The organism is Clostridiales bacterium (genome assembly GCA_012512255.1).
In the GTDB taxonomy this organism is placed as follows: Bacteria; Bacillota; Clostridia; order Christensenellales; family DUVY01; genus DUVY01.
The window spans coordinates 22913-35405 of sequence record JAAZDJ010000052.1; the positions used below are offsets into that span (position 1 = coordinate 22913).

Here is a 12493-nt window from a genome sequence, read left to right on the forward strand (position 1 = left end):
TCATTAAATTCAGTAATTTAATTAATATTAATATTAATATGTTTTATTGTCAAGGCGCTAAAAATACTTACCGAAACCAAATTTTTATAAGGAAATAAATATAATGAATGATGTAATCAAAACTTTGACGGATTTTATCAAAATAGAAAGCGTAAAAAGCGCCCCCAAAAAAAACGCGCCTTTCGGGCCTAAAATAAGGGAAGCTCTTGATTTTATACTTGACGCCGCGCGATCATTCGGGCTAAAAACCAACGACTTGGACGGTTATGTTGGCGAGATAGAATACGGCTCGGGCAAGGAAATAATAGGCGTTTTGGCGCACGCCGATGTCGTTCCGCTAGGCGAGGGCTGGACCCGCGCTCAAGGCGAGATTTTTGAAAACCGCATATACGGGCGCGGCGCGACGGACGATAAAGGCCCTATCGTCGCCGTCTTATACGCGCTCAAGCAAATCAAAGACCAGGGCATAAAACTCAGCAAGACATTAAGGCTTATTGTAGGCTGCGACGAAGAAAGCGGCTGCGAGTGTATGAAATATTACCAAAAGTTAGGCAGAATGCCGAAAATTGGCTTTTCTCCCGACGCCGATTTTCCGCTCATTATATGCGAAAAGACTATCCTGTACCTTAAGGCGTTTTTGCCTTTGGATAATTTTTGGCAAGATAATATCTTGGAGCTTAAGGGCGGCTTGCGGCCCAATATGGTGCCCGCAAGGGCTCAAATTAAACTAAAAAAATCCGCCCTGCCGCATTATTATCCGGAGCTTGTCCAAAAACATCAAGCCGAAGCAACAGAAGACGGCGAGATTATTGCCCTAAAGTTTTCGGGCGTTTCGGCGCACGGCAGCGCGCCCCACAAGGGCGAAAACGCCATATGGAAAGTTTTTGGGTTTTTGGTTGACATAGGCGCTTGGGGCGTTACCAAGTCTATTAAGCATTATCTTCTTAACGAAAACGCGTGCAAAAATATGGGCGTCTATATTGACGACGGCCAAAGAAGCGGCGACCAAACCCTCAATGTAGGAACGGCGTATTATAACAAAGACTATAACGCCTTGGAATTGACTTTGGACTTTAGATGCCCTATCCCGCAAAAACCTCAAAACATAATAAACCGCCTAAACGACTTATTCAGGGGCGCTAGGTTTGAGGTCATACAGCATCTGCCCTACCTTTACGCAGATCCCGAGAGTTTTTTGGTCAAAACGCTTATAGCTTCTTACGAAAAGGTTACAGGGACGGCAGGCGCGAAAGGCATAATAACGGGCGGCGGGACTTACGCTAGATATTTGCCCAATGGCGTGGCTTTTGGACCGACATTTGAAGGCGAAAATCCGCGCATACACAATGCGGACGAGTCAATCTCCATAGAAAGTCTCCAAAAAATGATAGAGATATATAAAGAGGCGATGATTAACCTTGCCAAATAAAAAATAGCGGTTAATCCGCTATTTTTTTAATCCTTACAGTTAATCCTTATCGCGACATTGGCGCAAGTTGAATAATCAATTTCTTGCAGCTCTTGCGAGCGCGAGCTGTCGGGAATGCCTATGGGAACATCCAGTATCCTAGTGCAGCCCAAGCGGTCAAGCTCAAAATAGACGGGGTCGCCGCACAGATAGCCGTAAGGCGCGGCGTATTGAATCAGCTTGTATTTCCCTATCGGCAAGCCTTCTATAACGCACACGCCCCCGCATCCTGTTTGGGCTTGCGCGACAAAACGGTCTTTACCCGTTAAAACTAAAAACTTCGCTTTAGTGTTCATATATATATTGTATTAACGGATGTGGCCTTTAGTTACCAAAAAAACTAGCTTTTTCTAAAAGCTAGTTTTTTATTTTTCCTATTAAAATTTTTCTTCGGGCAGCACATTCCTATACATCTTCATGCCCGTTCCCGCCGGTATCAGCTTGCCGATTATTACGTTTTCTTTTAGGCCAATCAGCGGGTCAACCTTCTTCTTAATCGCGGCATCGGTGAGCACCCTTGCCGTTTCTTGGAAGGAAGCCGCCGACAAGAACGAATCGGTCGCAAGCGCCGCTTTGGTAACGCCCAGCAACACCCTTTTCGCGCTCGCGGGCTCGCCGCCTTCAATCAACGCTTTTCTGTTGGCCTCCTCAAAAGCAAATATATCTACAAGTTCGCCCGGTATAAACTCGGTGCTTCCCGATGTTTCTATGCGCACCTTTCTTAGCATTTGCCTTATGATTATTTCTATGTGCTTGTCGTTTATCTCAACACCCTGCAGTCTATAAACGGACTGGACTTCGCTAAGCAAATATTCCTGGACGCCCCTGACGCCTTTGGTCCTTAACAAAGTGTTGGGATTGATAGAACCTTCCGTTAGGGGGTCGCCGGGCTGGATTGTCCCGCCATTTTCGGCGCAATCAATAATCTCTTGTCTTATCTTGGCGTCATAAGGTATTTCATGCGTAGCCTGTTCGCCGTCGGGCGACTTGACTATAATCTCGGTCTTGTTTTCGCTCTTTATAATAGTTACCTTGCCGCCAATCTCGGCCATGACAGCCGCGCCTTTGGGCACGCGCGCTTCAAACAACTCCTCAACGCGCGGCAAGCCTTGCGTTATGTCGTCCGCGCTAGCAACTCCGCCCGTATGGAACGTTCTCATGGTAAGCTGGGTTCCAGGCTCGCCGATGCTTTGGGCCGCTATGATGCCTACGGCCTCGCCTATCTTAACTTTTTCGCTGCCGGCCATGTCTTTGCCGTAACATTTGGCGCATAGGCCTATTTTGGAACGGCAAGTTAGAACTGTTCTTATGTTGACTTCTTTTATGCCGGCTTCTATTATCTTATCCGCCGCCTCTTCGCTTATAAGCTCGTTGGCGCCGATAATCTCTTTGCCGTCTTTGGGGTTTTTTATGGCTTCTATGGTAAACCTGCCCACTATCCTGTCTTTTAAAGTTTCTATGCCTTCAATTTCCCTTACCGTCATGCCTTTAGGTTTTTCGCCCAAAGTCGCAAAGCAATCGTCTTCGCGGACTATAACGTCTTGGGAGACGTCCACCAACCTTCTAGTAAGGTATCCGGAATCCGCCGTTTTTAAGGCCGTGTCCGCAAGACCCTTCCTGCCGCCGTGGGAAGAAATAAAGTATTCCAAAACCGAAAGCCCTTCCCTAAAACTGCTCCTTACGGGCGTTTCTATGATCTTGCCGTTGGGGTTGGTCATAAGGCCTCTCATGCCGCTAAGCTGTCTTATCTGGTTCTTGTTGCCGCGCGCGCCTGAGTTAGCCATCATGAAAATCGGGTTAAACTCGTCAAGGCCTTTCATCAATTCTTCAGTTACTTTGTTAGTAGTCGCGTTCCAAATATCTATAATCTGCTTGGACTTTTCTTCGGCGGTTATTATGCCGCGGTCATAGTCTTTTTCTTTTTTGATAACGGCTTCCTCGGCCTCGGCGATTAGCTCTTTTTTCTTTTCGGGAATATACAAATCAAATATGCTCGCCGTGACAGCGCCGATTGTTGAAAATCTAAAGCCCAAATCCTTAATCTTATCCAAAACCTTAGCTGTCTCGGTCGCGCCTTTTAGCTTAAAAGTGCGGTAAACGATTTCTTGCAGTCCTTTTTTGGTGACCAAGAAGTTTACCTCAAGCTCAAAAAGACTGTCAATGCTGTCTCGTTTGACAAAGCCCAAATCCTGAGGTATGGCGTTGTTAAATATAATCCGCCCTACCGTGGTCTCTATCATCCGCGAGAGTTTTTTGCCGTCTATTTCTTTGTGGATTCTTACATGAATCCTGGCTTGCAACTCTATTTGCTTGGTTTCATAAGCCATTACCGCCTCGTTGGGGTCCATAAAGTAGCGGCCTTCGCCTTTTGCGCCTTCTTTTATAATTGTCAAGTAATAACAACCTATGACCATATCCTGAGTGGGCGTCATAACGGGCTTGCCGTCCGACAGCTTCAGGATATTATTGGTAGAAAGCATCAAAAATCTGGCTTCGGCTTGGGCTTCCAGCGAAAGCGGCACATGGACAGCCATCTGGTCGCCGTCAAAGTCCGCGTTAAACGCCGCGCAAACAAGCGGATGCAGCTTGATAGCCCTTCCTTCCACCAATACCGGCTCAAACGCTTGGATTCCCAGTCTATGGAGAGTGGGAGCGCGGTTTAATAAGACAGGGTGGTCTTTGATTACCTCTTCCAAAACATCCCATACTTCGCTTCGGGCGCGCTCAACCGTGCGCTTGGCGGTTTTTATGTTATAGTTGGCGTGTTTGTCAACTAATTTTTTCATTACGAAAGGCTTAAATAATTCCAGCGCCATTTCTTTGGGAAGACCGCATTGATATATCTTTAGCTCGGGTCCTACCACAATAACGGAACGGCCGCTGTAGTCAACGCGCTTGCCCAGCAAGTTTTGCCTAAACCTGCCTTGCTTGCCCCTAAGCATGCTGCTTAGCGACTTTAAGTCGCGGTTGCCCGGGCCTGTTACCGCCTTGCCGCGCCTGCCGTTGTCTATCAAAGCGTCAACGGCTTCTTGAAGCATGCGCTTTTCGTTGCGGATTATTATGTCGGGCGCGCCAAGCTCTTTTAATTTTTTGAGCCTGTTGTTGCGGTTGATGACGCGGCGGTATAGATCGTTTAAGTCGCTGGTGGCAAACCGTCCGCCGTCTAGCTGCACCATAGGCCTAATCTCAGGCGGGATTACGGGCAACACATCCAAAATCATCCAAGTTGGATTGCTGCCGCTTTTGATAAAGGCGTTGACGATTTCCAAACGCCTTATCGCTCTTTTCTTTTTTTGGCCGGGCGCGTTTTTTATGGTCTCTTTGATCTCGGCTAGTTCTTTTTCCAAATCTATCTTAGCCAAAAGCTCTTTTATGGCTTCGGCGCCCATGCCGACCTTAAACGACTTGGGACCAAACAATTCGATCGCGTCGTTCTTTTCTTTTTCGGATAAAATTTGCTTATATACCAAATTGGTCTCGCCCGGGTCAATTACCACATAGCTGACAAAATACAGCACTTGTTCCAGCGCCTTGGGCGACATGTCCAGCAACAAGCCCATTCTAGAAGGCACGCCTCTAAAATACCAAATATGCGAGACCGGAGCCGCCAACTCAATATGCCCCATGCGCTCGCGTCTTACCTTGGACTTGGTCACTTCCACGCCGCACTTGTCGCAAATTACGCCCTTATACTTAATGCGCTTATATTTGCCGCAATGGCATTCCCAGTCTTTGACGGGGCCAAAAATCTTTTCGCAAAACAGCCCGTCCCTTTCGGGCTTTTGGGTCCGGTAGTTGATGGTCTCGGGCTTGGTAACCTCGCCATAAGACCATTCTCTTATCTTTTCAGGTCCTGCCAGACTAATTTGTATTGAATCCAAATTATTCAGTTCAAACATTATTCATCACCCTCTTTTTGGTCTTGCTCAATTATCTCGTCTTCGTCAATCATATCCAATTCGTCGTCTTCGTCTAATATTTTCAAATCGGCGTCTTGGTCTTTTGGCATCTCTTCCTCGGCGTTAAGGAAGTCAAAATCGTCGTCCTCTTCAAACAATACGCTTATGTCTTGCTCTTCCATCGCTTCTTCCTCAACTTCGGCAAGCTCATCCAAAAACAAGCCCAAATCGTTCTCATCCAAGCTTAAGCTCATATCTTCGTATGTCTTCAGATGGTCAAAGTCCATATCAAGCAAGTCTCTGTCGTCTTCCAAAATTTCACTTATGCCGATTTCTTCCTTGTCCTCGGTCAATACTTTGACGTCCAAAGCCAAAGACTGCAATTCTTTTATCAAAACCTTAAAAGACTCGGGCACGCCCGGTTCGGGGATGGCGTTGCCTTTGACAATGGCCTCGTACGCTTTCACGCGGCCTATAACATCGTCGGACTTTATGGTCATTATTTCTTGGAGTATATTGGCCGCGCCGTATGCGTATAGCGCCCAAACTTCCATTTCGCCAAACCTTTGTCCGCCGAACTGCGCTTTTCCGCCCAAGGGCTGCTGTGTGACCAGCGAATAAGGCCCCGTGCTCCTTGCGTGGATCTTATCGTCAACCAAATGCACAAGTTTGAGCATATACATATAACCGACGGTGACCCTGTTTTCAAAGGGCTCGCCCGTGCGTCCGTCAAACAGCTCTATCTTGCCGTCAACCGTTCCGTCGGGGGCTACTATATTGTTTTCTCTTAACAAAGCTTCTATGTCTTTTTCGCTCGCGCCGTCAAATACGGGCGAGGCTATATGCCAGCCCAAATATTTGGCCACCAAGCCGAGATGCACTTCCAATACCTGACCGATATTCATACGGCTGGGCACGCCCAAGGGGTTGAGAACGACTTGTATGGGCGTGCCGTCCGCCATAAACGGCATGTCTTCTTTGGGCAATATTCTTGAAATGACGCCCTTATTGCCGTGGCGGCCCGCCATCTTATCGCCGACCGAAATCTTTCTCTTTTGGGCGACATATACCCTTACCAGCTTGTGCACGCCGGGGTTAAGCTCGTCCTTGTTGGCGCGAGTAAACACTTTTACATCCACTACGATGCCGCCCTCGCCGTGAGGCACTCTCAACGAAGTGTCCCTCACATCGCGGGCTTTTTTGCCGAAAATCGCCCTTAACAATCTTTCTTCGGGCGTGGGGTCGGTCTCGCCTTTGGGGGTTACCTTGCCCACCAATATATCGCCCGATCTAACCTCGGCGCCTACGCGGATGATACCGTTTTCGTCCAAATCTTTTAGGACATCCTCGCCCACGTTGGGGATGTCGCGGGTGATCTCCTCAGGCCCTAATTTTGTGTCCCGCGCTTCTAACTCGTATTCTTCTATATGAATAGATGTGAATATATCGTCTTCAACCAATTCTTCGCTAATCAAGATAGCGTCCTCAAAGTTATAGCCGCCCCAAGACATAAACGCCACCCTTACATTTTTGCCAAGTGCAAGCTCGGTATTGTCGGTGGAAGGCCCGTCCGCCAAAACGCTGCCCGCCGTTACTTTGTCGCCTTTGTAAACAATGGGTTTTTGGTTAATGCAAGTGCCCTGGTTGGACCTTTCAAACTTCTTGAGCTTATATATGTCTTTTTGTCCGTCGGGCGTCCTTACAATAATCTCGTCGGCCGAAACATATTCTACAACGCCGTCTCTTTGGGCTATGAGCATAACGCCGCTGTCATAAGCCACTTTGTATTCCATGCCCGTGCCTATCAAAGGCGTTTCCGTCCTTATAAGCGGAACAGCCTGGCGCTGCATATTAGACCCCATGAGCGCGCGGTTGGTGTCGTCGTTTTCCAAAAACGGAATAAGCGAAGTCGCGACCGAAACCAATTGACGAGGCGAGACGTCCATAAACTCTATTTTGTTGCGGTCTATCTCGGCTATCTCGTCCATATATCTTGCCATAACGCGCGGGCGGGCAAACCATTGGTTTTCATCCAGCGGCTCATTGGCCTGCGCGATTATAAAATTATCCTCGTCGTCGGCCGCAAGATAATGAATCTCGTCCGTTACCATCTTCTTTTTCTGGTCAACGCGCCTGTAAGGCGATTCTATAAAACCGTATTCGTTGATTCTAGCGTAAGTGCTGAGCGAGCTAATAAGGCCGATATTTTGGCCTTCGGGCGTTTCTATGGGACACAAACGCCCATAATGCGAATAGTGCACGTCTCTGACATCAAAGCTGGCCCTTTCCCTGTTAAGACCGCCCGGTCCAAGCGCCGATAGTTTTCTCTTGTGCGTAAGCTCGGCTATCGGGTTGGACTGGTCCATAAACTGGGATAGCTGGGACGAGCCAAAAAACTCTTTTATCGCGCTGGTCACCGGTCTAATATTAATCAAAGACTGCGGGGTTATTTCTTTGTTGTCTTGGGTTTGCATCCTTTCGCGGATAACCCGCTCCAGCCTTGCGATGCCTATGCGGAATTGGTTTTGCAGCAACTCGCCCACCGAACGAACGCGGCGGTTGCCCAAATGGTCAATGTTATCAATCGCGCCTATATTATGGTGCAAGCCTAAGGTATAGTTGATAGTCGCTATTATATCGTCCAAAAGAATATGCTTTGGACACAATCTATCGGCGTTTTCTTGTATAACTTGAAGCTTTTCTTTTTTGGTTTTGAGGCCTTTGGTCAAAGCTATAAGCGTGGGATAATGGACTTTTTCCAAAATACCCAACTCTTTGGGGTTGCATTGTATATAGGCCTCCAGATCAATAAAGTTATTGCCTATTACGGTAAATACTTTGCCATCCTCAGCCAGAACGCTTACTTCATTGATGCCTGAGTTTTGAATCTCTATGGCCGTTTCTTTGGTTATCACTTCGCCCTGAACGGCCAATACTTTGCCGTCCGGGGTTACGATGTCCGTAGCGGCTACGCGGCCTTTAATCCTTTGGAACAAATCCAGCTTTTTATTAAATTTGTATCTTCCCACGCGCGACAAATCATAACGCTTAGGGTCATAAAGCAAGTTAAACAAATAAATCCTAACGCTTTCGGCTATGACATTATCGCCTTGGCGCAGTCTTTTGTTAAGCTCAAGCAGCGCCTCGTCCGAAGTCAAGACGCTTGCGTCTTTCTTGGAAGAGTCTTTTTTGCAGGTGTTTTCTATAATTGGCTCGTTATGGAACACCTCTAGGATTTGTTCGGACGTGCCTATGCCTTCAAAGAAATACCTATGGCCGCTATTTAAAAACAGCTTTTCTAATTTTTCTTTGTCGTTTATGCCTCTGAAGAAGTCTTTTGAGCCGACCTTTTCATACAAATCAAACAATTGATCCCTAGTGATGCTAAGCGATTTTAGCAACACCGTGGCGGGAACTTTTCTGGTGCGGTCCACATGCACCCACAAAACGCCGTTGCCGTCTTCCTCAAACTCCAGCCAAGCGCCTCTTGTGGGGATAACGGTTGTGTTAAATATATCGTTGCCGGACTTGTCTTTGGAGCTGGCGCAATAAACACCGGGGCTGCGCACAAGCTGGCTTACGACCACTCTTTCGGCGCCATTAATAACAAACGAGCCTGAAGGAGTCATTATAGGAAAATCTCCCATAAAAACTTCCTGATCGATTATCTCGTCAATTTCTCTATTGATAAGGCGAACTTTGACTTTTAAGGGGCAAGCGTAAGTTGCGTCGCGGTCTTTGCATTCTTTCACTGAATATTTGGGCTCGCCTTCCAAAGAATAATCTAAGAAATGTAACTCAATCTTACCGGAAAAATCTACTATGGGAGAATAGTCATCCAAAACTTCCCGTATACCTTTTTCCAGAAAATTCTTATAAGATTTTTTCTGGACCTCAATCAAATATGGAACTTCAAGGACATCTTTGATCTTGGAAAAGCTATAACGCTCCCTGTTGCCAAATTTGACTTTTTTTACAGGAATTTTTACTTGCTCAGACATCAACTATCTCCTTTTTATGTAGAAAAAATTTTTTTCCAAAAACTATTGATATTTTGTAATATTTATAATATAATATGGGTAACATCTAACTACTTGAATGGTACTTTGGTTGTTTTTTGACCGAAAAAGCGACTAAAACACACAAAACTGAATAGTAACGCATTCTACTATGATATCATAGCATGTCAAGGGCTGTCAAGAGTTAGCATGCCCTTTTTTAATATGTTTTAAAATTTTTTGAGAAGTTTTGTTATTTTTGGAATATTTTTATAAAAAGCGTAGGGCGGTTTCTTGTCTTTTTTGGACCGTTTATTGAACAAATTAACCGCAAGTGATATAATAAATTACCTAAACATATAATAATTTTTTGGGGATTGAACTAATGGGAAAAAGTCAGGTAGAATCTTTTTTTTCGGCGTCTTTTGAGGAAAAATACGACGATTTGATATACGAAAAATCGGCAAGCTGCAGGGAAAGGGCTTTGGAAAATTGGGGGCTGGAATCTGTAAATATCGCTATGGACGCGTTAAGGGTGTTTGTGACGCCCTTTTGCCGCCAGCTTGGAGACGCGGGCCTTAAGATTAAATTCGCCAAAAATAATAAGCTCATGTCCAGCAACCATCAAGCGACGGTTATTTTGCTCGCCAATTACGAATTGTTTTTTTATAGGCTTACATATTCTTTGATATCGCCCATAAAAAGCGAGATTTCGGCGATATTTTCTTATGGCGATATAACCACTTTGATTTTAAGCGAGAGCGTGGCAAGATATTATTCGTTGGAAAACCCGCAAGAAGCGGTTTTCAGCCCGGAAAGAAAGTGCAGCCTTTGCGTAAAAGACGGCTCCAAATTTGATTTTTTTATTGACAACTCGCCTCAATCGTTCGACATGATACAGCATATTAGAAAAGAGATTTTCGCCAAAAAAAGCGTCTAAAGCAAGACGTTTGGGTTTTTTAACCAATTAATTTGACTATTGGTTGCTGGCAATATATAATTAATAATTATAAGATTTGCAAAATAATTATTAAGGAGTTTTTAATATAATGTCCAAAATTTATTATCAAGCCGATTGCAATATTAATGTCTTGAAAGATAAAACAGTCGCCATAATCGGATACGGCTCGCAAGGACATGCGCACGCTCTCAACCTGCGCGACAGCGGTATTAAGGTAATTGTCGGGCTTTACGAGGGCTCCAAGTCATGGAAAAAAGCCGAAGAACAAGGGCTTACCGTAATGACTACCGAGGACGCTTCCAAGGCGGCAGATGTTATTATGATTTTGGTAAACGACGAGCTGCAAGCTAAATTATACAAACAAAGCATTTTACCCAATCTAAAAAGCGGCAAGGCCCTTGCTTTCGCGCACGGGTTTAACATACATTTTAACCAAATAATTCCCCCCGAAGATGTGGATGTCTTTATGATAGCGCCCAAAGGCCCGGGACACACGGTCCGAAGCGAGTTTTTGGAAGGCAAAGGCGTTCCTTGCTTGGTCGCTATTCACCAAGACGCGACGGGCAAGGCTTTGGACATCGCTTTGGCCTACGCGGCGGGCATAGGCGGCGCGCGCGCGGGCGTGTTGGAAACCACTTTCAAAGACGAAACCGAAACCGACCTTTTTGGCGAGCAGGCGGTGCTTTGCGGCGGCGTTACCGCGCTGATGAAGGCGGGCTTTGAGGTGTTGGTGGAAGCCGGCTACGCGCCCGAGAACGCGTATTTTGAATGCGTCCACGAAATGAAGCTTATCGTTGACCTTATTTACAAGGGCGGATTTTCCATGATGCGCCATTCTATATCGGACACGGCCGAGTTTGGCGATTATGAAACAGGCAAGAGAATTATCACCGAAGAGACCAAAAACGAAATGAGAAAAATCTTGAAAGAAATACAAGACGGCACTTTCGCGGGCAAGTGGATAGCCGAAAACGCCAATAACAGAGCGCATTTTAACGCTTGCCGCAGGTTAGAAAAAGAACACATGCTGGAAGAAGTCGGCAGAAAACTTAGAAAGATGTATAGCTGGAGTAATGAAAAAGAATAAAATTAAAATACTGATAAATTTTTTTGGGGGTTTATGCTTGCAATAAGGCATAAGCCTTTTTTTATCATAGGATGTCGTAATAAAAATATATCGGAGATGTTGTCTTGACTTTGACTACAAAAAATTAAAGATTTTTGCGCGTTGGCATGTTTTAAAAAAGGCAAATCGCTAACCAGTCTTTATCGGCAAAATCTTGGCGTTAAAAAATTGTCAAACTTGTCTTAAATTACAAAATTAATCGGTTGGGCTTTTTCTTAATACTTTTACAATCCCTCGGACAAGACCATATCCCAATCGTCGCCAAAGTCAATTGCGGCGCCTTTTTTATCAGGCTTAATCAAAACAATTGTCCCTGTTCTGCCGTCTTTTAACTCTACTTCGTCATATTCGCCAAAACTAACCATAAGCCCTTGCCTATAAATCTTTTTTTCAAAAAACCGTCAAAAAAGCGAAGTTTAAACAATATTTTCGTGAGTTAATCTTATCTTTAAAAAAAGACATAAACCTCGTTTATGTCTTGGTGTCTTTTTCAATTATATCTTCTTTTGGTTTGGATTTTTTGCTGAATATTTTAAATGTAAACACCTCGTTAAGTCCCTCAAAGGTTTCCGCCAGCGCTTCCCAATTTTTGTTGCGGCTTCTAAGCCACGCCGCTATCTTGCGCCCGTATATCGCGGCAAGCGCCACTACAATAAACAGCGCGACAAAAAATATAACCCAAACCCACCATTGTATGTTTCCGCCGCCCATATACGCCGAGACCGAAGTGCCCGGAATCCGCGTCAAGCTGACAAGTATTAAAAACTGCTTAAATTTCATTTTGGTAAGCCCCGCGGCGTAGCACACCGCGTCGCCCGGGATAAAAGGAATGATCATAAACAAAATAAAAAGCAAGGAGTTTTTGCCTTCTAGCTTTTTTTCAATCTTTTCCATGGTTTCTGGCTTGGCGATTTGATAGACAAGCGGCCGCCCAAACGCGCGCGACAGCCCAAAAGCCGCCAAACTGCCCAAAATCGTGCCAATAAGCGAAAGCCCGATGCTTGCCCATGTGCCGTATAGATATCCGCCGGCAATGGCGAC

The 12493-nt window shown here is 45.5% G+C and carries 8 protein-coding genes; 3 read left to right on the forward strand and 5 right to left on the reverse strand.

Annotated features, from left to right (window positions below; genetic code table 11):
• The first annotated feature begins 103 nt into the window (after window positions 1–103).
• Window positions 104–1429: a M20 family metallopeptidase gene (locus GX756_02765; GenBank protein ID NLC16779.1), complete on the forward strand. Its 1326-nt coding sequence runs from the start codon at window positions 104–106 to the stop codon at window positions 1427–1429.
• Between the two features lie 26 nt (window positions 1430–1455).
• Here GX756_02765 and GX756_02770 read toward each other — a convergent pair whose 3' ends face one another.
• The 3 genes from GX756_02770 to GX756_02780 all read right to left on the reverse strand — a co-directional run bounded on the left by GX756_02770 (window position 1456) and on the right by GX756_02780 (window position 9368).
• Window positions 1456–1764, reverse strand: a complete 309-nt coding sequence (locus tag GX756_02770; protein ID NLC16780.1) for a hypothetical protein — start codon at window positions 1762–1764, stop codon at window positions 1456–1458.
• A gap of 81 nt (window positions 1765–1845) precedes the next feature.
• Window positions 1846–5367, reverse strand: a complete 3522-nt coding sequence (gene rpoC / locus GX756_02775) for a DNA-directed RNA polymerase subunit beta' (protein ID NLC16781.1) — start codon at window positions 5365–5367, stop codon at window positions 1846–1848.
• Window positions 5367–9368, reverse strand: a complete 4002-nt coding sequence (locus GX756_02780; protein ID NLC16782.1) for a DNA-directed RNA polymerase subunit beta — start codon at window positions 9366–9368, stop codon at window positions 5367–5369. The genes rpoC and GX756_02780 overlap by 1 nt, the downstream gene beginning before the upstream one ends.
• 382 nt (window positions 9369–9750) lie before the next feature.
• On the opposite strand from GX756_02780, the gene GX756_02785 reads away from it, so the two are divergent.
• Window positions 9751–10305, forward strand: a complete 555-nt coding sequence (locus GX756_02785) for a hypothetical protein (protein ID NLC16783.1) — start codon at window positions 9751–9753, stop codon at window positions 10303–10305.
• Window positions 10306–10414: 109 nt separating this feature from the next.
• A complete protein-coding gene (gene ilvC / locus GX756_02790) occupies window positions 10415–11413 on the forward strand; it encodes a ketol-acid reductoisomerase (GenBank protein ID NLC16784.1) in 999 nt (332 codons plus the stop codon).
• A 263-nt stretch (window positions 11414–11676) separates the two neighbouring features.
• On the opposite strand, the gene GX756_02795 is transcribed toward ilvC, so the two are convergent.
• A complete protein-coding gene (locus GX756_02795) occupies window positions 11677–11817 on the reverse strand; it encodes a hypothetical protein (GenBank protein NLC16785.1) in 141 nt (46 codons plus the stop codon).
• A 106-nt stretch (window positions 11818–11923) separates the two neighbouring features.
• Window positions 11924–12493: TVP38/TMEM64 family protein (locus GX756_02800; protein ID NLC16786.1), on the reverse strand; the 570-nt coding region annotated here is incomplete at its 5' end.

Coding starts and splice junctions, on each gene's coding strand:
- GX756_02765 (NLC16779.1), top strand. CDS start 104: ATGAATGATGTAATCAAAACTTTGACGGATTTTATCAAAATAGAAAGC.
- GX756_02770 (NLC16780.1), bottom strand. CDS start 1,764: ATGAACACTAAAGCGAAGTTTTTAGTTTTAACGGGTAAAGACCGTTTT.
- rpoC (NLC16781.1), bottom strand. CDS start 5,367: ATGTTTGAACTGAATAATTTGGATTCAATACAAATTAGTCTGGCAGGA.
- GX756_02780 (NLC16782.1), bottom strand. CDS start 9,368: ATGTCTGAGCAAGTAAAAATTCCTGTAAAAAAAGTCAAATTTGGCAAC.
- GX756_02785 (NLC16783.1), top strand. CDS start 9,751: ATGGGAAAAAGTCAGGTAGAATCTTTTTTTTCGGCGTCTTTTGAGGAA.
- ilvC (NLC16784.1), top strand. CDS start 10,415: ATGTCCAAAATTTATTATCAAGCCGATTGCAATATTAATGTCTTGAAA.
- GX756_02795 (NLC16785.1), bottom strand. CDS start 11,817: ATGGTTAGTTTTGGCGAATATGACGAAGTAGAGTTAAAAGACGGCAGA.